This window comes from Paeniglutamicibacter sp. MACA_103, assembly GCF_045798555.1.
Taxonomy (GTDB): Bacteria; Actinomycetota; Actinomycetes; order Actinomycetales; family Micrococcaceae; genus Paeniglutamicibacter.
Window position 1 is genome coordinate 1 of record NZ_JBIXLN010000001.1, and the last position, 21,228, is coordinate 21,228.

Here is a 21,228-nt window from a genome sequence, read left to right on the forward strand (position 1 = left end):
CACGCTTCGTCTTGCACTCACACACCGTTCCTACGCCTACGAGCATGGTGGCATCCCCACCAATGAACGCCTGGAATTCCTGGGAGACTCGGTCCTCGGCTACGCCGTCACCGACCACCTCTACAAGAATTACCCGGACCTGCCCGAAGGCGATCTGGCCAAGCGTCGTTCCGCCGTGGTCAGCACCCGTGCCCTGGCGGGCATCGCCCGTTCCCTCGGCGTGGGGGAATTCATTCTGCTGGGACAGGGCGAGATCCTGACCAACGGCAAGGACAAGTCGTCAATACTTGCCGACACCATGGAATCCCTGATCGGTGCCACCTTCCTGAACCACGGGATTGAAGAGGCAAGGCAAATGGTCATGCGCCTGATCCTGCCGCTGCTGCACGACGTGGACGTATTGGGGGCTGGCACCGACTGGAAGACCGCCATCCAGGAGATCGCCGCAGCCAAGAAGCTGGGGACCATCGAGTACCGCGTCACGGGTTCCGGACCCGACCACGCACGCACCTATGTAGCCGTCCTTCACATCGGAGGCACGCCCTACGGCGAGGGAAGCGGTCCTTCCAAGAAGGAAGCCGAGCAGGAATCGGCCGCGGCGAGCTGGAAAATGGTCCGCCCGCAGGACGACTCAGCCAAGGCCAAGTAAGCAATGCCCGAACTGCCGGAAGTCGAGGTGGTTCGGCGCGGCCTGGACGACTGGGTCGTCGGCCGCACCGTCGAATCCGTCCAGGTCGTGGATCCCCGATCCGTTCGCCGACACATCGAGGGCCCTGCGGACTTCACCGCGAGTCTCGCCCACACCCGCATTGGCGCCGCCGTGCGCCGCGGAAAATTCCTGTGGCTGCTTCTGGACGGACTGCCCGCCCCGAGCGCACTGGTGGCGCACCTGGGCATGAGTGGCCAGCTTTTGGTGGAGGAACCCGCCGCGCCGGACGAGAAGCACCTCAAGGTACGCCTTGGGCTCTCTCCCGAGGCCGGCAAGCCCAGCGAGTTGCGGTTCATCGACCAAAGAATCTTTGGCGGCATGTTTCTCTCGCCGCTGGTACCCACCGATGACGCATTTCCCGGGGGTATGGGTGCCGAGGTTGCCTGGATTCCGGCGGCGGCGGCACACATTGCCCGCGACGTCCTGGATCCCGCCTCCACGCCGGAGGCCCTCTATCTGGCGTTGCGCAAGAAAAACACTCAACTCAAGCGCGCCATCCTGGACCAACAGGTCATTTCCGGCGTCGGGAATATCTACGCGGACGAGGCCTTGTGGGCGGCCAAGCTCCACGGACTGCGCTCCACGGCCACAATCCGGCGTCCGGACGTGGCCCGCCTTCACGCGGCCCTCGTCGACGTGATGGGCCGAGCGCTCGACGCAGGCGGAACCAGCTTCGATTCACTCTATGTGAACGTCAATGGTGCTTCCGGATATTTTGACAGGGCGCTGAACGCCTACGGCCGTGAAGGCAAGGACTGCCGGCGTTGCGCCGAGGAAGGTCTGGTCTCGGTGATCCGCCGGGATCCCTTCATGGGACGTTCCTCGTACAGCTGCCCCCGCTGCCAGCGCAAGCCCCGCTAAGCCGACGCGCCCGGCAGGGCGCGGCCCCTAACCGCGGCCCTGCACCTCGGAAACCACGCCATCGTTGAACGGCGCCCATGCTTCGACTGCCCAAGGGCCAAAGGGTTTGTCGGTCAACGTCACGCACGCTGCTCCCAACACCGGGTCAACCCAAAGGAACGTGCCCGCCTGGCCAAAATGCCCATAGGTCTCCGGCGAGTTCAGCAGGCCGGTCCAGTGCGGTGACTTTTCGGAACGGATTTCGAAACCCAGCCCCCACGTGTTGTTCGTTTGGCGTCCGTATCCGGGCAGGATCCCGGGAAGATCCGGGAAGACCACGTGCGTGGCCTGGGAATGGGTTTGCACATCCAGCAAGGTGGGGCTCTGCAGTTCGGTGGCGAACGCCACGAGATCGCCGAGCGTGGAGACGCCGTCCGCGGCGGCGCTGCCGTCCAGGGACGTGGATGCCATGCCCAGGGGTTGCAGCACGGCCTCGCCCAGGTAGTCGGCGAAGCTCATCTCTGTCGCCTGCTCGAGGGTCTCGGCAAGCACCTCGAAGCCGACATTCGAATACAGCCGCCGATCCCCGGGGGCAAAGCGGACCTTGCGTTCGGCGAAGTCGTAGCCGGAGGTGTGGGCCATCAGATGCCTGACGGTGGAGCCCTCGGGGCCGGCCGGGGTGTCCAGATCGAATGCGCCTTCCTCCAAGGCCACCAGGAACGCATAGGAACTAAGCAGCTTGGTGACCGAGGCCAGCGCAAAGCGGCGCTCCGCATCGCCGTGCGAGCCCAGGACGGCGCCGTCGGCGGCAACCACGGCCGAGGCCGCATGTGTCGAAGGCCATGAATCAATGGCCAAAAGACTCTTCAAGGGGTCTTCTCCTAGCATTCTTGATGAAAATACCTGTATGCGGGGCTTGACCTACGCCGTTGAGCGACGGTGACTCGATAAGATGGAGGCCAGCCCACCGACCACTTTAGCCACCAAAAACCCAGGACGCTTCCACGTGCATTTGAAAACACTCACCGTTCGCGGATTCAAGTCGTTTGCCTCGGCGACGACCTTTGAATTCGAACCGGGTGTCACGGCAGTGGTCGGTCCCAACGGTTCGGGCAAGTCAAACGTCGTGGACGCCCTGGCCTGGGTCATGGGGGAGCAGGGTGCGAAGACCCTGCGAGGCGGCAAGATGGAAGACGTCATCTTCGCCGGCACCTCCGGCCGTTCCCCGCTTGGCCGGGCCCACGTCTCCCTGACGATCGACAACGCCGACGGCGCGCTGCCCATCGAATACGCCGAGGTCACCATTTCCCGGACGCTGTTCCGGGCGGGCGGCTCCGAATACGCCATCAACGGCAATTCCTGCAGGCTGCTGGACATCCAGGAGCTGTTGTCGGATTCCGGCCTGGGCCGGGAAATGCACGTGATCGTCGGCCAAGGGCAGCTCGACCGGATCCTGCACGCCACGCCCGAGGACCGCCGCGGCTTCATCGAAGAGGCCGCCGGGGTGCTCAAGCACCGGCGGCGCAAGGAAAAGACCGTACGGAAGCTCGATGCCATGCAGGGGAACCTGAACCGGCTCGAGGACCTCACCACTGAAATCCGCCGGCAGCTCACCCCGTTGGGCAAGCAGGCCAAGATCGCCCGCCGGGCCCAGGGCGTGCAATTCGAGGTGCGGGATGCCAAGTCCAGGCTCATGGCCGATGACCTGGTGAGCCTGCGCAGCGCCCTGGAGAAGGACATTGCGGACGAGGCCGCACAGCGGGCAGCGCAGCAAGTGGTCCAGGGCCGGCTCGAGGAGTCCCGGGCCGAACTCACCACGCTTGAAGTTGCCGCGGCCCATGCCACCCCGGCCCTGAACAAAGCGCGGGACCTGTGGTTCGGGCTGACCTCCACCCGCGAACGATTCCGCTCCCTGGGTGCGCTGTCCGCCGAACGCTCCCGCTTGCTCGGAACCGACGACGTTGCTTTTGACCCGAGCCGCGACCCCGACCGCCTGGAGGCCCAGGCCGAACGCCTGCGCGACGAGCTGGAGGAACTCGAGGAAAACCTCGAGATGCGCCAGGACCTGCTCGAGGAGGCGCTCGAGGCCAAGTCGGAGGCCGAGGAAGCGGCCCATGCCGAGCAGCAGCGCCTGACCACCGAACTTCGGGTGGCCGCGGACCGGCGGGAAGGGCTCGCCCGGCTCGCCGGGCAGGTAGGTGCCTCACGCAGCAAGGTCGAGGCCGCCGAGGGGGAGCTGGGCCGGCTGCGCGAGTCGCTTCAGGGCTGGGCAGCACGCCGCGAGGGCACAGCCAACGAGTTTGCCGCGCTGGAGCAGCAGGCCGCATCCGTCCAGGACGGCGAGGAAGACCTGGACACGGCCTACGAACACGCCGCCGACCGCCATGAAGCCCTGGTTGCCCAGATGGATGGCCAGCGCCGGCGGGAACAGGAACTTGCAACGCGGCTGGGTTCCCTGCGCGGAAGGCTCGAAGCCCTGCGCGAGGGGGCGGTCCGCAAGGATGCCTCGGAAGACGTGTTGGCCGGTGGCCATGAAGGCTTGTTGGGTCGCCTCTCGCAATACCTGGAAGTCGAAGCGGGCTTTGAGGTCGCCGTGGCAGCCGCCCTGGGTCCGATTGCCGAGGCCATAGCCGTCGAGGAACTGGACCACGCGCTGGCGATCCTTGGCGGGCTCCGGGAAACGGACGGCGGACGTGTCCATCTGGTGAGCGGAAACCTTGACGCGGCTGCCCACAAGAGCTCCACGCCTCCCCACGGGAAGCATGTGCTGGAAGTCATCAGCGCGCCCGACTCGTTGCGCGGCACCCTGGCTCACCTGCTGGGCACCACGGTGGTTGCCACGGACCTCGCCGAGGCGCAACGGCTCTTGGCACACGATGCGAACGCCCGGGCGGTGACCTTGGCCGGAGACATTCTCACCGCGGGCTCCGCCAGCGGCGGAACCACCGCGGCCCCCTCGCTGATCGAACAGAACGCGGCGATCACGGAAACCGCAGCCGAACTTGCCGAGGTCGAGGAAAGCCTAGGCTCGCTGCGCCTTGAGGCCGCGGACCTCACCGCCCGGCTTATGGCCGCCGAGGAGGCCGCCGACTCGGCGCTGAGCCGGTTGCACGATTCCGATGCGCGGATCTCGGCAGTGGCCCAGCGAATGGAACAGCTGGGATCGCTGCTGCGCCAGGGCCACGAGGAACGCGAACGCCTCGAACAGCAGATCGCCGTTGCCCAGGAAAATCTTGAAGTCGAGCAGGAGAAGCTCGCAGAGCTCATCGAGCGCCTGGACATGGCCCAGGAAGCACCCGAGGACCACGAACCGGCGACCGACCGGCGTGACGAACTGGCCGCGGCCGCCTCCGCCGCCCGGCAAAAGGAACTTGACGCCCGCCTGGCCCTGCGCAGTGCGGAAGAGCGGGCCAACGGGCTGCGCGGCCGAGTCGAGTCGCTCAGGCGCGCAGCGGAGACCGAACGCCGCGCCCGCGCCGAGGCGCAGCGCCGGGCCGAGCTGCGCCGCACGCAGGCACTGGCCGCCCGCGAGGTCTCGGCCAAGGTCGAGCGCGTCGTGTCCTTCATGGACATTTCCATCGAGCTTGCCGACCGGGAACGGGAGCAGTTCCAGGCCCGCCGCGAGGAACTGGAGGCCGAGCTGTCCGTGGTCCGCGGCCGCGTCGACAAGCTGAGCCACGAGCTGGCGGAGCTGACCAACTCGGTGCACCGCGACGAGATGGCACGGGCGGAACAGCGCATGCGCATCGAGACGCTGGAAAACCGATCCATCGAGGAACTCGGATTGACCAGCGAGCACCTCATCGAGAACTTCGGACCGCACCTGCCGGTGCCGCAGCCCGCCCCCGAGGACGACAAATGGGCGGCCCTTCGCCAGGAAGTCGACGACGAGGGCAACGTGATTCCCGAGGGAATCCCGTTCGACCGGGTCGAACAGGAGAAAAGGCTGAAGCGGGCCGAACGGGATCTCTCGGCCCTGGGACGGGTCAACCCGCTGGCACTCGAGGAGTTCGCGGCGCTCGAGGAACGCCACCAGTTCCTCACCTCGCAACTCGAGGACCTGAAAAAGAGCCGCAAGGACCTGCTCGACATCATCAAGGACGTCGACGAACGAGTTGAGCGTGCCTTCACGGAGGCCTACGACGACACCGCGGCACAGTTCGAGCGGGTCTTCGGCAGGCTGTTCCCCGGGGGAGAGGGGCGCCTGGTCCTCACCGACCCGGAGAACATGCTGACCACCGGCATCGAGGTGGAGGCACGTCCGGCAGGAAAGAAGATCAAGCGTCTTTCCCTGCTCTCGGGCGGCGAAAGGTCGCTGACCGCGGTGGCGCTGCTGGTCGCCATCTTCAAGGCCAGGCCTTCCCCCTTCTACGTCATGGACGAGGTGGAGGCGGCCCTGGACGACACCAACCTGGGGCGATTGATCACGATCTTCGAGGAGCTGCGCGAATCGAGCCAGCTCATCGTGATCACGCATCAAAAGCGGACCATGGAAGTTGCCGACGCGCTCTATGGCGTCACCATGCGCGGAGACGGCGTTTCCATGGTGATCAGCCAGCGCATCGACCGCCCGGTGCACGATGCCGGACTGATATGATGCTTGTCAATCTTCGATTCATACGTTAAAGGGTGGGCATGCGCTTGTTCGGTTTTGGCAGGAATCCGTCGAAAGCCAGTATTGCGAAGTCCGTCGAGCATCCCGAGGTGGAGCCGTTGTCCGCTCCGGCCCCGGTGGCCGAATCGGCGACGCCTGCCGTACCTGAAACTGACGTCCCGGCCGGGACGGACGGCTGTGTCATCAGCGTCATCATCCCGGTCTACAACACCATGCCGTACCTGACCGAGCTGCTCAACTCGCTCGAGGCCCAGGACCTGGACAAGAAGCGCTTCGAGGTCATCGCCGTCAACGACGGTTCGACCGACTACAGCGGCGAGATCCTGGATGTGTACGCCAAGCGCAACCAGAACTTCCGCGTGGTCCACCAGGAGAACAGCGGATGGCCGGGCAAGCCACGCAATGTCGGGATCGACGTCGCCCGCGGCGAGTATGTCTTCTTCTGCGACGGTGACGACGTGCTGGGACGCGAGGCGCTGCGCCGCATGGCCGACTACGCCCAGCGCCACGACGTGGACATCCTGATCCCCAAGATGGTCGGCCTGGGCGGGCGAAAGGTCATGTCCGGCCTCTACCGGGCCACGCGGCTGGACACCCCGCTGGAAGTCGCGCTGCGTTCGCTGAACCCCATCAAGCTCATCCGCCGCTCGATCATGGTCGAACAAGGGATCCGCTTCAAGGAGGAGCCGGTGCGCCTGGAGGACGGCATGGCCGTCACCGAGGCGTACATGGCCGCCGGGCGCATTTCGATCCTTGCCGACTACGACTACTACCAGGCACGTTCGCGCAGCGACGGGCAAAACATCAGCATCCGGCTCATCGAGCCGCTTGGTTATGTCGGCTCGCTGAGCGAGATCGCCCGGATCGTGACCGAACACGTGGCCGACGCTGAGCGCGCACGGCAGCTGGTGGCCGCCCTGTTCATCCGCAAGGGCCTGCGCTTCTACGAGGGCAAGCGGTTCCTGGACTACGACGACGAGGGCCGCGGCCAGTGGATGAGCGCGCACGCGCAGCTTCTGGACCGGTTCCTGCCGGGGGACACCACGGATATGTTCGACGGCGTGCACCGGGTACGGGTCGACGCGATCCGGGCCGGACGGCTTGACGAGCTGGTCAAGCTCGCCGAGGCCGACCTCGCCAGTGCCCGCAATCCGGATCTGGTCACCCTGGATGCCTCCGCTTCCGGGGTTCGGGTCCAGCTCCGAAGCTACGCGACGGACCGCACCGCGCGCGACCTGGTCATCGAGGACCGCGACACGGGTCAGAAGACCGGGGTCCCGCTGGTGGCCGGAGGGGACGGGCTGTTGATCGCCGATCTGGACAGTGCCGCGCTGGCCGCGGCCCTGCAGCGTCTGGGCAACGTGTGGCTCTCCTACAACACCGAGGCCACCGACCTGCGGCGCGTGGCGATGGACGGCGAAATCCCCGCCGCGGACTCCCGCAAGGTGCGCTATTACCGCACGGCGCACGGGTTCTTCAGCATTGATGTGCGCAAGGCCGGCTGAGGGATTCCTGTCCGGATCCCCGCATGCCTGTTGGTAGGCTGGTCACCCGGGGCCGCCGCTGGCGGGCTCCGATTCAACGCGTGGCACCGCATTGCGGTCCGCGGTCACCCCGGGCGAAAGAAACTCTTTATATGAAGACTGGAACGATGCGACTGCTGGTATCTGAATTGGCCAACAGGCCTGACGCGGAACGGCTTTTCACCAGCTTCACCACCGGCGAGGACGCCGTGCGTGCCACCTTGCCGATCCTCGGCTCCACGGTCGCGGTGCGTGCCGTGCCCGATACCACGGGGTACATGGTCGGCTTCGTTGCCCTCAACGCCGCCGCCCTCAAATGGCTCAACGACATGTTCACGACCAAGGCGTCCGTGGGCTTCGACGCCGCCGGAAACCCGATGCACGCCCTGGAGCGCGGGGTGCCGGGCTGCCTGCTGGCCGAAGCCATCGTCCGGGCCGCCGGCACCGCACTGGCCCTGCGTCGCCAGGAAGACGCGGGCGACTTCGCCGCGGGGAGCACTGTGGCCATGCACTGGTATTCGGCGAAGTTCAACTTCGGCGACTGGATCGGCCCGCAGCTCGTCCAGGCGTACACCGGGCGCCAGCCCGTGCAATCGGACCGGCCCGGAGTCGGCGGACGGGTTCTCTACAGCGTCGGCTCGATCCTCGGCAGGGTCACCCGCAACAATGTCGACGTCTGGGGCAGTGGCCTGATGCGCCCGCTGACGGCCAAGGAGATCGAGGTCCGCTCGGCGCTCAAGGGCGTGAAGATCCACGCGGTGCGCGGCAAGGACACGCGACGCGAGCTGCAGGAGTCGCTGGGCTGGGACGTCCCGGAAGTGTACGGGGACCCGGCGCTGCTGTTGCCCGACGTGATCCGCCCGGCAGAGGCCCCGCACGGAGAAGTTGCGGTGGTTCCGCACTACGTTCACCTGCCGCAGCTCGACCGGCAGGGAATCGGCGGGCGGCTCGTCGACGTGCGTGGTGACGTCAAGAGCGTCGTCGAGCAGCTGGCGGGGGCCCGCGCGGTGGTCTCCAGTTCGCTGCACGGCCTCATCGTGGCCCAGGCCTACGGGGTGCCCTGGGTGTGGCTGGACGTGACGGACCACCAGCTCGGTGGCAAAGACTTCAAGTTCGAGGACTTCTTCACCTGCCTGGACCGCGAAGCGGTCAGCCGCGTGCAGATCTCCAAGGAAGAGCTGGCCACCACCGATCTCGCCGCGTTCGCGGCGAAGGCCACGCTCCCGCAACTGCACATCGACCTGGGACTGTTGCGCGACGCCCTGCCGGTGGCTCCCGCCGAGGTCCCGCTGCGCGAGGAATACCGCGCCGAGATCTCGGTCCTGCGCTAGCCTTCACCGGTGGCCCCGACGTGCTGTGCCCCTCACCGGCAAGGACCGGTGAGGGGCACAGCACGTTAATTCGAATCCGTCCGCACCAGGGCCTTGGCGGGAAACGGGGCCCCTGCGTCCCCTCGGGCGCAGTGGCCGGGAGCCGGCAGGGCGTTATGGCTTGGGGGATTCCTGGGTGGCGGCCTCGCGCCGTTCCTTGACAGGCAGCCATGCGATGACGCCCAGGAGTCCCAGGGCGCCACTGACGGTGAAAGCCCACCCAAAGCCGGCCCGGTCGGCGATGAACCCGGCAAGGATCGGACCGATGATGGAACCGAAGTCGGTGGCCATCTGGAAGGTGGCCATGACCTTGCCGCCGTTGCGGCCCTGGCCGACCACGTCGGCAATGGCCGCCTGTTGGGCCGGGCCCATCAGGCCGGTCCCGAGGCCACCGATGACCGACAAGGCAATGAAGAGGGGAATGTTGTCGACCCAGCCGATCGCCGCGGTGGCGAGCGAGGCAACGCTCAGTCCGGCCAGGATCGGCAGACGCCGGCCGTAGGTGTCCGTGAGCTTCCCCGCGACGGTCAGGGCGGCACCGTTGCCCACGGCAAAGATTGCCAGCGCCAGGCCCGCCAACAGCGTCCCCTTCGAGGCAAAGGCGGCAACGGCAAAGAGTGGAATCAATGACATCCGCACGCCAAAGGCCATCCAGCCATTGGTGAATCCCGAGACCAATGCCGCCTTGAAGGATGCCGCGCCCCACGCCTCGGAAAGCGGGATGCGCTCCACCGCGGGCGCCGATTTCTCGGCCTCGGTCTTCACGGTTGCCCGGCGAGAATGGGAAAGGGAGAAATAGACGATCGAGGCGGCAACAACCAGTGCGCCGCCATAGATGAAGAACGGGATCCGGAACCCCATGCCCGCGGCAAGCGACCCGAGGACCGGGCCTGCGACGTTTCCGAGCAGGAACGAGCCGGAATACAGCCCGGCGATCCGGCCGCGGATTTGGGGCGGCGACATGCGGGCGATCAGCGCCATGGCCGAGACGGTGAACATGGTCGAGCCCAGGCCGCCTAAGCCGCGGAAGACCAGCAGCTGGGTGTAGGACTGGGCAAAGCCACAGAGGATTGTCGAGGCCGCCACGATGAGCACGCCGGTGACATATACGGTGGGCTCGCCGAGCCAGTCGGTGAGCCGCCCGCTGACCGGGGCGAAAACCAGGCGCGCAAAGGCAAAGATGCTGACGATCACGCTGGCGGCGGCAACACCAACGTTAAAGCTCGTGGCAAATTGCGGCAGGATCGGTGCAATGAGCCCGAATCCCAGCGCGACAACGAAGGCGGCCGCGACAAGCACGCGGATTTCACGGGGTACCGACGGCAGCTTTCCGGGGCCGGTATTGACCGACTTTTCCGGGAAGCTGGAGGTCGAGGCATTCTTAGGCATAAGTAACACAAGTTTAGTCTGTGAGAAGCTAGGAAGGTGTCAGAACAACTTAACTTGATCATTGTCCTCGTTGCAGTGGTTGTCGTCGTCGGTATTGGTGCTGCCTTCTTCCTTGTCCGGGGCCGCAAGGCTCCCAAGGGAACGTACACCGGTCCGCGTGACGCCAACGACCCAGCGCCCACGCTCACTACGGATGCACCGTCCACCGAAGCCCCCGAGGTGGCCCCGGTGGAAGCCCCGGAGGCCCCCGAGGTTGAGGTTGCCGACGAAACCACCGGCAAGGTGTTCGTCCCCATCGACGTCCCCGAGCCCGTCCAGGGCCGCCTGGCGCGCCTGAGGGCCCGCCTGACCAAGTCGAACAACGTCCTGGGCAAGGGCCTGCTGGCCCTGTTGAGCCAGGACAAGATCGATGAGGACGTCTGGGACGAAATCGAAGAGACCCTGCTGCTGGCCGACCTGGGAACCGAACCCACCCTTGAACTGGTTGATGCCCTGCGTGAGCGTGTCAAGGTGGAAGGCAGCCGGGATCCCCAGCGCGTCCACGACATGCTGCGTGAGGAACTCATCAAGCTGGTCGACCCGACCATGGACCGAAACTTCATCCCCGTCCGCCACGCGGACCGCCCCAACGTCATCATGGTCGTTGGCGTCAACGGCGTCGGCAAGACCACGACCATCGGCAAGATGGCTCGCGTGCTGGTTGCCGAGGACAAGGACGTTATCCTTGGCGCCGCCGATACCTTCCGTGCCGCCGCCGCCGAGCAGCTTGCCACCTGGGGCGACCGCGTGGGCGTGCCCACGATCAAGTCCGACATCGACGGCGCCGACCCGGCTTCCGTGGCCTTCGAGGCAGTGACCGCCGGCATCGAGCAGGAAGTCGACATCGTCATGATCGACACCGCCGGACGCCTGCAGAACAAGGTCGGACTGATGGACGAGCTGGGCAAGATCAAGCGAGTCATTGAAAAGAAGGCGACCGTTGACGAGGTTCTCCTCGTCCTCGATGCAACCACCGGCCAGAACGGCCTGAACCAGGCGAAGGTCTTCTCCGAGGTCGTCAACGTCACCGGCATCGTGTTGACGAAACTCGACGGCACCGCCAAGGGCGGCATCGTGGTTGCCATCCAGCGGCAGCTCGGTGTTCCGGTCAAGTTGGTCGGACTGGGCGAGGGCCCGGACGACTTGGCACCGTTTGATGCAGCGGCGTTCGTCGACGCACTACTGGACTAAGGATTTATGATTCAGGAAACCCAAGAGACCACCGAAATCAAGGGCCGGCATTTCGCCGAATCGAACGCCCAGGGAACGTACGCCGGAGCGCGCACGGGAAAAAGCGGAGGCCAATCCAAGGCCTTCCGAGGCGATATCCAGGGACTGCGCGCCATTGCGGTGTCCCTGGTGGTCGTCTACCATCTGTGGCCGGAAAGGCTGACCGGTGGCTTCATCGGAGTCGACGTCTTCTTCGTGATCTCCGGATTCCTGATCACCTCCCACCTGATGAAACGTCCGCCAAAATCGTGGTCCGATTTGCTGACCTTCTGGATGAGGCGGGTCAAGCGCCTGCTGCCCGCCTCGTTCCTGGTCCTGGGCGTGACACTGGCCGCCATCCCGCTATTTGCCCCGGTGACGGTGTGGAAGGACTGGGCCAGTCAGATCGTTGCCTCGACCTTCTACGTCCAAAACTGGCGTCTGGCGTCAACCAGCGTGGACTACCTGGCGGCCGACAACGCGGTCTCGGCGGTGCAGCACTTCTGGTCGCTGTCCGTTGAAGAGCAGTTCTACCTTTTCTGGCCGGTGATCATCGCCGGGCTGGTGGCCCTGGCGGTCATGCTGCGCAAAAAGCCCACGGTCGTGGTCGCCTTGGGCATCGCCCTGATAGTGGCAGCCTCGCTGGTCTTTTCCTCGATTTCCACCGTGACCGAACCGGGGATTGCCTACTTCTCCACCTTCACCCGGGCCTGGGAACTCGCCATCGGCGCCTTGGCTGCGGTGCTTCCCGCGGCGACCACTTTGCTGCGTCACTCCAGGTTCAACGCCATCCTCGCCTGGATCGGGTTGCTGGCCATCGCCTATGCGGGTGTCACCTACAGCGGCGCCACCCCGTTCCCCGGCTACGCCGCTGCCTTGCCGGTTCTTGGCACCGCGCTGGTCATCTGGGCCAACGCCTCCCATGCCCACTCGCCAAATGGCCTGCTGAGCCATCCGGTGGCACGGTTCCTGGGTGACCACTCGTACTCGATTTACCTGTGGCACTGGCCGCTCATCGTGTTCCTGCCGTTCTACAGCGGCGACCTCGGGCTGCTCGACAAGGCGGCGATCATCGCGGCGACGATCGTACTGTCGATGCTATCCAAGCGCTATGTGGAAGACCGCTTCCGTGCCCGGCTGGACACCGGCAAGATCCTGACCGGCGGAAGATTCCTGTTGGTCGGGACGGTGGTCCTCGGCCTGCTCGGGACCGTCGTGGTCAATGCAGGCTCCAGCAATGAGGAAACCGGCGACAAGCTGGCCACCGAGATCCAGCGCGTGCAGGCACAGGTCGGCGTGGACTGTTTTGGCGCCGCAGCGATGGTGAACTCCTGTGCCAACACGGGCGCGTCCCCCATGGTGCCCTCGCCGGCCGCGGCCAAGAACGACAAGTCCCAGGCATACGCGGATGATTGCTGGTCCAACGGGGACTACAGTGATCGGCCGGTCTGTACATACGGGGACGGCGAGACCCAGGTAGCGCTCACCGGAAACTCCCATGCAGGACAGTGGCTGCCCGCGCTGACAGAAATTGCCGAGCGCCGCGGTTGGACGATCACGACCTATATCGCATCAATCTGTGCACCTTCGGATGCTCCGATCGCCCTGGACTCCCAAGCCAAGGCCGACGGTTGCCTCGACTACGGGAAATGGGTCAAGGAGCAAACTGCGGGCGGCAAGTTCGACCTCATCATCACCTCGAACCGCCAAGGGTTGCCCGTGCAGGGATACGACTTGGGGAACACCGGCAAGCCGGCCGAGGCGGGCTACGCCAGTTACCTTTCGGACTGGGAATCGGCAGAGGCGCCCATCGTGGTGATCCGCGATTCCCCGTACCCCGGCAACACGGTGGACAACGTTCCCGACTGCCTGGCCACCAGCAACAACCCGTTGCAGGATTGTTCGGGTACGCCCAAATCGTGGGAGTCGTTGGATCCACTTGCCACGGCGGCACAAAAAACCAATCTGCCCTTCGTGAGCACGATCGACATGACGGAGTACTTCTGCAATGACGAAACGTGCCCGGCGGTGATTGGCTCCGTGGTTCCCTACTTCGATGCCTCGCACCTGACCGCGACCTTTGCCCGTTCGCTCGCGGACCAGTTGGAGAAAAAGATCGCTGGCGCGGTACCCCGGCTGTAGGCTCCGCGCATACGACAGCTGACAACGGCGGCCACGGAATTTTCGTGGCCGCCGTTGCCATGCCGCCAAGTTCCCGGAAACAACCCCGAAATATATGCGACACCTGCCTTTTACGTGAAGGCGGATTCGGTAACCACGACGAAACGGTGGGTCGTGCCGGGTGTAACACCGACAGGGAATTCTTGAATCAGGCGAGAAAGACTCGCAAGCGATTCAGGGAGGCGTTAGACATGGAGCTAACAACGACTCAGGTATGGATGATGGTGTGCGCCGCACTCGTCCTGCTGATGACCCCGGCACTGGCATTCTTCTACGGTGGAATGACCCGGGCCAAAAGCGTACTGAACATGATGATGATGAGCTTCTCGGCGATCGCCCTCGTCACCGTGGTGTGGGTGCTCTGGGGCAACTCCATGTCGGGCGGCGGCGCAAACGTCGGCGGCTTGTTTGGAAACCCGGCTGACGGTTTCGGGATGGGATCAATGCTCGGCACCGATGGCTTCATTACCGCCGGTTACGGAGCGACCTTCGCGATCATCACCGTTGCGCTGATTTCCGGTGCCGTGGCGGACCGCGCCAAGTTCAGTGCCTGGCTGGTCTTCGTGCCGGTCTGGGTGACCCTTGTCTACGCTCCCATCGCCTTCTGGGTCTGGGGAGGCGGCATCCTCGGCGAAGAGGGAGCCATTGGCTCCGTGGTCGGGGAGGCCATCGACTTCGCCGGCGGCACCGTGGTCCACATCAACGCCGGTGTGGCGGGCCTGATCCTCGCTCTCATCCTCGGCAAGCGCAAGGGCTTCGGCAAGGACCCGAGCCAGCGCCCGCACAACATCCCGTTCGTCATGCTCGGCGCGGCCCTGCTCTGGTTCGGCTGGTTCGGGTTCAACGGCGGCGCGGCCAGCACCGCCGAAGAGGCCGGATTGATTTGGATCAACACCCTCGCCGCTCCCGCCGCCGCACTGCTGGGCTGGCTCGGCGTTGAACGCATCCGCGACGGACACAGCACCTCGCTGGGTGCGGCATCCGGCATCGTCGCGGGCCTCGTGGCCATCACCCCCGCCTGCGCCAACATCAGCCCCGTTGCAGCCATCGGCCTCGGCGTCATCGCCGGTGTCGCCTCGGCCCTGGCCGTCGGCCTGAAGTACCGCTGGGGCTACGACGACTCCCTCGACGTGGTCGGAGTGCACCTGGTTTCGGGCATCATCGGAACCCTCGCCCTGGGCTTTATCGCCCTTCCCGTTGACGGGATCGGCGGCGGCCTGTTCTACGGCGGCGGACTCGCCCAGCTCTGGGCCCAGATCGTTGCCTGCGTCGTGGTCATGGGATTCACCGCCGTCATGACCACCATCATCGGCCTGGCCATCCACCGGATCATGGGCTTTCGCGTCTCCATCGAGGAAGAAATCGCCGGCATCGACCTGATGCAGCACGCCGAAACCGGCTACGAGTTCGGCGGACTGGGCACCGGCGGAACCTTCGTTCCGCACCCGGCCACCTCCGCACACCTGAAGTCCACCGCCACCGAAAAGCCGGCGGACCGAAACAAGGAAGGGGTCACCGCATGAAACTCGTGACAGCCATCATCAGGCCCGAAAAGACCGACGAAATCCGCGAAGCCCTCGAGTCCTATGGCGTCCAGGGAATGACCATCAGCCAGGCCAGCGGCTACGGCCGTCAGCGCGGCCACACCCAGGTCTACCGCGGGGCCGAGTACACGGTCGACCTGCTGCCCAAGGTACGCCTGGAGATCCTGGTGGAAGAGAGTTCCTGCGACGACATCCTGGACGTCCTGATCTCCACCGCGAACACCGGAAGCGCCGGGGACGGGAAGATCTGGGTCACCAACATCGAGGAAGTGATCCGGGTCCGCACCGGGGAACGCGGCCTGGCCGCGGTCTAGAAGGCAAATTCCCTGCAAGGAGCACCAACGACAAAGCCCCAACCATGGTTGGGGCTTTGTCGTCAGCGGGGAAGCCGGGTGTCAGCAGACATTCGGCTTGCCGTCCGAACGATAGGCAACCGTTGAATCCAAGGCAAGCGGACCACCGAGCAGCACGTTCGTCCAGCCCTTCATGGCGACTAGGGCGCTGGACACCGAGGCGGGCAGGCAGCTCTTCTTGGCCAGCAGCAGCGGCGCCCCGTTGTAGGCGGCGGCCACGCCCCCGGTCAACCCGTCCGCGAAGTCCGCGCCGGTGGCGATGAACTGGCGCTGCGAGCCGCCGGGCCAGAACGCCTTGGCGATGATCGCGTTGGTGTCGTAGAACGTGGCACCCCCGTAGCGAATCACCGTCGCGTTCGGCAGCGCCTGGCTCACCTGCGACTCGGCGGCCGAGGAGATGGACGGAGTGCCGCCGGCCAGGTAGACGCGGCTCGGATTAAGCCTCTTGAGCTGGTTCAGCGTGGTGGCCGGGACCGAGGCCTGGCTGGTCAGCAGCAGCGGGGCCTTGCGTCCGGCGGCCACCGCGGCCAGCGACATGGCGTCCTGGAAGCTCTCGCCGGTGGCGAGGAACGCCGTCGGCGCCGATCCCCAGTACCCGGCGATCTTGGAGCTGGTGTCGTATCGGCTGTTCCCCGCCACCCGGGTGACCGGCGCGTAGGCCTTCAGCTTGGCGATCGTCGCATCGCTGACGGACAGCGGGCCGCCGAGCACGAGGATGCTCGTGGGCCGCAGCCGTTGCAGTTCGGTGGCGACCGCAGCGGGCAGCCCGTCCCGTTGCACCAGCAGCAAGGGGGCGTTCTTCAGCCTGGCCAGTGGCGAACCGGCCAGCGCGTCGGGGAAGGTCTCGCCCGAGGCGATGACAACGGTCGCGGCGGTGGACGGGAACGTGCGCCGCGAAACAGCCACGGGGGTGTCATATCGGGTGGAACCCGACAGTCGGACCGGAGCCAAGCGCGTGGGCCACACGTCGGCGTTGCCGAGGTAGTCGGTGATCATGCGGTAGTGCGTGGAGCGCGTGTTGCGCGCGAAATCGCGCAGCGAGGTCAGGTCGCCGTTCCACACGTTGGCATCCACGTCCTTGTCCGCACCGATCAAGTCGGCGTTGGAGGCGTACTGCCAGATGTTGAACGTCGTCCAGCCCTCGGGCAGTTCGCGCGGGTTCTTGGGAACCTCGGCGGTGGGGAAGAGAGAGACGTGCAGCGGCCAGCCCTTGAAGGCGGTGGAATCGCCGGTGCAGGTGTCCCACCAGGACTGGGCGGTGTAGACCATGGGTAGGCGCCCGGTCGCGGCCTTGACGGTGTTTCCGAAGTCGCTGATCCAGGTGACCAGCTGGCTCGGCGTCATGCCGTAGCAGACGTCGCCCTTGCCGGCGGCGTAGGACGAAGACGTGTACGGGTTCCACTCGATGTCCAGCAACGGCGGGAGCGTCTTGCCGTCGGCGGACCAGCCGCCGCCGTTGGCGAGGAACTGCTTGGCCTGCGCGGCTCCGGAGGAGTGGGCGGGCATGGCGAAGTGGTAGGCGCCGCGCATCATGCCTTGGTTGTAGGAGCCGGTGTAGTTCTGTGCGAACTTGGGATCCTTGTAGAGCGTGGTGGGCCATGACTGGGTGGCCTTGATGTAGGCGAAGCGGGTGCCCTTGCCCCATGCGTAGGACCAATTGACATCGCCCTGGTGGTGGGAGACGTCGATGCCGAGCACACCCGGGGGACGCCAGGTGCGCAGGTCCGCAAGGGAGGCGGGGACAGAGACGCCGGCAAGGGTGGCCTCAAAGGCAGCGCCGGTGGTGGCCGGCCCTGCCGTGTCGGCCTGGAAGGCGCTTCCGGGCTCAAGAGCCGTTCCGGCGGCAGCGGGGGCCGGGGTAGGGACGTCCAATTGCTCGGGCGCAGCCGCTGCCAGTTCCTCGGTGGCGGACGCCAGGGACTGAAGTTCATCCAGCGTCGGGGCCTTCGGGTCCCCGGATTCCTCGATGCGTCGCTGGCCTTGGCCGAGCTGCGCGTCAAGCGCCTCGATTCCAATGGCCTTGAGAGCCCGCTCCGACAACTCGACACGCTCGGTTGCGGCGAGCTTGCCCCCGGATTTCAGTTCGTCACGGATGTCCTTGGCGGCCGCGGCGGCGGCACTGGGATCAAGTTCCGGGACGTGGAGGTCCTTCTTGGCCGGCGTGAGCGCCGATTCCAGCAATGTTGCGGCATCCGATCCCGGGGCCGGTTTCTGGTCGGGGGTGCGGGACGTGGCAGTGCCGGCCGGGTTCTCGGCCGTCGAGGTTGCCGCGGCCGGACCGGCCACCGCGAGGGGGACGACCAGCGCCGCAGCGACGGAAAGGGCGAACAAGCGGGGCAGTGGTGACCTGAATTCCGGCATGGGTGGTCCTTGGGATCGGGGACGATATCGAGGGCTGCGCGATGGCCAGTATACAAAACCGGCCACGTCCGGCACCGGGAGCGCGCCGTGCAACATGGCTCGCGCCTGCCGTGTCCGTCATTGGACGGCCGGGACGGTTCGTCAAGCCGAAAAACGGAGCCCTGGGGCAGACGGCAAACCGGGAGACAGCGCTCGGTCAGCGGCGATCGATGCTGAGGTTTCCGTTGACCGTCGAATAGACGCGTGTGCCGTCCAATTCCAGCGGCAGGCCGGCATCCGGTGCCGCCACGCGACGCAGCGGTCCCCGGACGCCGTCGATTTCCAGCTCTACGAAGAGGTCGGCCAGGACATTTTCCACTCCCGCGAACTTCTGTGCCGGCGAGTCCAGGACATACTCCTGGCCGTCCGTCCGAAGATCAAAGGCACGCATGGTTTCAGCTCCCCGGACCTGGGCCAACAGGCGTACAGTCGCGAAGCCGGCCGACGGCTGCAGCCCGAACCGCAGTTCGAGTCCGTTCGGGTTCGGCTCGGCGGCCCGGCAAGTCGCCCTCAGCTGTTCCTCGGTCCCTGCCAGCTGCAGCAACCCGGCGGCATCCTCGTTCCGCACCAGCCGGGAACGCTGCAGGAAGGGGAAGCCCAAATCCGCTTCCAGTTCCGGGGGGATGTGTTCACGCACGAATTGTGAGTGCGCCGCGACCCAGCGACGTTGCCGATCGGTCGACATGGCACGGTAACGGGCGGGGACGTAGAAGCGAAGTGCCTTGCGCCGGTAAAGGTCCAGGACCAGCTGGTCCGCAAACGCGGGATCGGGGTGCCCGTCCTTGATGATCCGGGCAATGGTGGACACCGACTCCGTGTAGCCTTCGGGCTCGGCCCGTCCGCTGCTGATGTTGGCGCCGACCTGGCGGGTGCGGATGAAGTAGTAGTCGTAGTCGGCAAGGATCGCGTTGCGGCGCGAAGCCAGATAGCACCGGGTGAGCATCATGCCGTCCTCGAGCCTTACCTTGCCCTCGGGGAACCTGATGCCGTGCTCCTCGAGCAGCTCGCGCCGGATCATTTTCTGCGGGGAGAGGGTGCCAAGAATCGTTCGCAGCGGGGCATCGACGAGCGTGGAGGCAAACAGGGTTGCCGCAACCCGTCGGCCGCCGATGCCGACCAGCTTCGGTGCAAGGACATCGACGTCGTGGGCGTCCGCGAATTCGACCATCCTGCGCAGCGACTCCGGGCCCAACAGATCGTCGGCGTCGCAGAAGAACACATAGTCCGACAGGCTTGCGTTGATTCCCACATTGCGCGGTTTTCCTGGCCAGCCGCTGTTGTGCTGGCGGATGAGCCGCATGTTGGGCAGCCGGGCCGCGTAGGCATCCAGTAGTTTTCCGCCGCGATCGGTGGAGCCGTCGTCGACGGCGATCACTTCAAAGAGTTCCGGATCCATGTCCTGTGCCTCGAGTGAATCCAGGAGTTCCCGAAGGTAGGGCATGGAATTGAAGACCGGGATGACGACGGCCACGCGCGCAGTCTCGGCGCTAGCGCTGGGGCCGGTGTCCGATTCCCGGATCGTGGCCTGGCGTATCCTGGCAGCGATCCTGGACGCTCTGCGTCGCAGGGATCTCCGAACCATGGCGTAGTCCATTGTCTGCCTTCCAGGGGGTGCGTCGTGGGTGCGCCGAACGAACCCCCGTGGGAGGTGCTGGCTGGTATGCCGGCCCATGGTGCGCTTAGTCGATTTCCCCCGAATCCGCGCCCTGGCCGTGGAACTCATAGTAGCGCAGCAGGACTGCGCGTTCATCGATCAACTTGCCGACTGCCTCAATGAACGCATTTGTTGAGGACCCGCGCTCGCGGTCCCCGAAATAGAACTTGCGCATCTGCAGGCGTTCCCCGGTCCCGGAGGAATCCAGCAAGAGCGACAGCCCGGTCAGAAGCTGCTCCCGGGTGGATTCGCTGAGGACCGGACAGGCCCTGCTCACGGGCACCTCGCGGTTGAGCTTTTCGAGGTCATCGCGCCGGTCCGTGAGGATCAGCGGCTTCTCCGGGTGCAGGTACAGGAAATCAAGGCCCACGCTTGAGACGTCGGTGACCAGGGCATCCACATCGCCAAACAGCGCCAGGATATTTTCCAACTCGGCGATCAGATGGTGCCCGCCCGCGGCCGTGCGTTCCTCGAGGATCTCACGGATGCGCTCGTGCGCCTGGGCGATCGCGGGTGTTGTGGATCTGCTGATCCGTGGGTGGGGCTTGTAGATGACCCGGGTGTTTGGCAGTGCCACCAGCGCCTCGATGATTCCTTCGCCGAAGAGGTCCATGGAGGTGTAGTTGTTGGCGTCGTTTTCGCCTTCCCAAGTGGGTGCGTACATGACGGTCCGGCCGGGGAACGGCGGCAAGACGGAGTCAAAACGCGTGTCCAGTTGGGGCCGCCCGATGGGGATCAGCCGGTTGAGGTCGAAGTCCAGCAAGACGGAGCGGTGCCGCTCGACGGCCGCGGGACCCGCCACGAGGATCCTGTCATAGGCCTTGGCCTGGTTGGAGACCATGGAAAGCTTGTCGCTTTCGCCGTGGTTGATGTGGACATGCACGGGCCTGGATGCGCTCAGGGACTGGAAGTTCGCCACGCCGTTGTTGACATAGAGGCACAGCTTGAAGTTGTTGAAGTCGTAGAGATTGACCAGGTCGTCGAGGCGACGGACGAAGATCTTGGGCAGGTCGGTCAACTTGCGGAAATGGCGCATCGTGGGGATCTTGCGAAAGACCAGGACCACACGGCGGGTTTCATGGAGTTTTTCCAGCGTGGGAAGCCACTGTTCGAGTTGGTAGGACTTGTTGAGCACGTCGCTGAAGTAGACCACCACGTCGCCGGGCACCGGAATGTGGTCCAGTTCGTGGTTGGCTACCTGAGCGCTTCCCAGCCCCAGCCACCTTCGAGTCTTGACTCCGGTTCTGGAGCCTATGGCGGCTTTGAGCTGTTGGCCCAGCCAGTCTTTTATCTGCATCATCTGCCTTCGTGGCTCCTCGCTCTTCAGCCGTGCGCTGCACAGCCCGGCTCCCGGGCCGTCATGCGGAATCGCTTGTCCCAAGACCGTTTCACGCCCAACTGT

At 65.5% G+C, this 21,228-nt stretch carries 14 protein-coding genes; 9 read left to right on the forward strand and 5 right to left on the reverse strand.

Translation table 11 applies throughout. The features are described from left to right. Together rnc and mutM are read left to right on the forward strand one after the other, a co-directional pair. Positions 1 to 649 (forward strand): ribonuclease III (gene rnc / locus ACIPVK_RS00005; protein WP_407609935.1); only part of this gene is annotated, 649 nt, incomplete at its 5' end. A gap of 3 nt (positions 650 to 652) precedes the next feature. Beyond that, positions 653 to 1,570 (forward strand): bifunctional DNA-formamidopyrimidine glycosylase/DNA-(apurinic or apyrimidinic site) lyase, encoded by a 918-nt coding sequence (gene mutM / locus ACIPVK_RS00010; protein WP_407609936.1) that lies wholly within the window; start codon positions 653 to 655, stop codon positions 1,568 to 1,570. A gap of 27 nt (positions 1,571 to 1,597) precedes the next feature. On the opposite strand, the gene ACIPVK_RS00015 is transcribed toward mutM, so the two are convergent. Beyond that, a complete protein-coding gene (locus tag ACIPVK_RS00015) occupies positions 1,598 to 2,419 on the reverse strand; it encodes a serine hydrolase domain-containing protein (RefSeq protein WP_407609937.1) in 822 nt (273 codons plus the stop codon). A gap of 136 nt (positions 2,420 to 2,555) precedes the next feature. Between ACIPVK_RS00015 and smc the strand changes: the two genes are divergently transcribed. The 3 genes from smc to ACIPVK_RS00030 all read left to right on the forward strand — a co-directional run bounded on the left by smc (position 2,556) and on the right by ACIPVK_RS00030 (position 9,018). Then, a complete protein-coding gene (smc, locus tag ACIPVK_RS00020; protein WP_407609938.1) occupies positions 2,556 to 6,146 on the forward strand; it encodes a chromosome segregation protein SMC in 3,591 nt (1,196 codons plus the stop codon). A gap of 107 nt (positions 6,147 to 6,253) precedes the next feature. Further along, positions 6,254 to 7,669, forward strand: coding sequence for a glycosyltransferase family 2 protein (locus ACIPVK_RS00025; protein ID WP_407609939.1), 1,416 nt, complete (start codon positions 6,254 to 6,256; stop codon positions 7,667 to 7,669). Positions 7,670 to 7,800: 131 nt separating this feature from the next. Next, positions 7,801 to 9,018, forward strand: a complete 1,218-nt coding sequence (locus ACIPVK_RS00030; RefSeq protein WP_407609940.1) for a polysaccharide pyruvyl transferase family protein — start codon at positions 7,801 to 7,803, stop codon at positions 9,016 to 9,018. A 153-nt stretch (positions 9,019 to 9,171) separates the two neighbouring features. Here ACIPVK_RS00030 and ACIPVK_RS00035 read toward each other — a convergent pair whose 3' ends face one another. Beyond that, entirely contained in the window at positions 9,172 to 10,446 is a 1,275-nt protein-coding gene (locus ACIPVK_RS00035; protein WP_407609941.1) for an MFS transporter, read from the reverse strand. 36 nt (positions 10,447 to 10,482) lie between these two features. Between ACIPVK_RS00035 and ftsY the strand changes: the two genes are divergently transcribed. The 4 genes from ftsY (at position 10,483) to ACIPVK_RS00055 (ending at position 15,733) form a co-directional block, all read left to right on the forward strand. Then, complete coding sequence (gene ftsY, locus ACIPVK_RS00040; RefSeq protein WP_407609942.1) at positions 10,483 to 11,676, forward strand: signal recognition particle-docking protein FtsY; 1,194 nt, start codon at positions 10,483 to 10,485, stop codon at positions 11,674 to 11,676. A 6-nt stretch (positions 11,677 to 11,682) separates the two neighbouring features. Beyond that, positions 11,683 to 13,836, forward strand: a complete 2,154-nt coding sequence (locus tag ACIPVK_RS00045; protein ID WP_407609943.1) for an acyltransferase family protein — start codon at positions 11,683 to 11,685, stop codon at positions 13,834 to 13,836. 230 nt (positions 13,837 to 14,066) lie between these two features. After that, entirely contained in the window at positions 14,067 to 15,398 is a 1,332-nt protein-coding gene (locus ACIPVK_RS00050) for an ammonium transporter (RefSeq protein WP_407609944.1), read from the forward strand. Next, positions 15,395 to 15,733, forward strand: coding sequence for a P-II family nitrogen regulator (locus ACIPVK_RS00055; protein ID WP_407609945.1), 339 nt, complete (start codon positions 15,395 to 15,397; stop codon positions 15,731 to 15,733). The genes ACIPVK_RS00050 and ACIPVK_RS00055 overlap by 4 nt, the downstream gene beginning before the upstream one ends. Positions 15,734 to 15,814: 81 nt before the next feature. Here ACIPVK_RS00055 and ACIPVK_RS00060 read toward each other — a convergent pair whose 3' ends face one another. The 3 genes from ACIPVK_RS00060 to ACIPVK_RS00070 all read right to left on the reverse strand — a co-directional run bounded on the left by ACIPVK_RS00060 (position 15,815) and on the right by ACIPVK_RS00070 (position 21,126). After that, the gene (locus ACIPVK_RS00060) at positions 15,815 to 18,133 is read right to left on the reverse strand and encodes a cell wall-binding repeat-containing protein (protein WP_407609946.1); all 2,319 of its coding nucleotides are present in this window, start codon (positions 18,131 to 18,133) and stop codon (positions 15,815 to 15,817) included. A 196-nt stretch (positions 18,134 to 18,329) separates the two neighbouring features. Next, positions 18,330 to 19,643, reverse strand: coding sequence for a glycosyltransferase family 2 protein (locus ACIPVK_RS00065; RefSeq protein WP_407609947.1), 1,314 nt, complete (start codon positions 19,641 to 19,643; stop codon positions 18,330 to 18,332). Between the two features lie 208 nt (positions 19,644 to 19,851). Beyond that, positions 19,852 to 21,126, reverse strand: a complete 1,275-nt coding sequence (locus tag ACIPVK_RS00070) for a CDP-glycerol glycerophosphotransferase family protein (protein ID WP_407609948.1) — start codon at positions 21,124 to 21,126, stop codon at positions 19,852 to 19,854. Between the last annotated feature and the right edge of the window lie 102 nt (positions 21,127 to 21,228).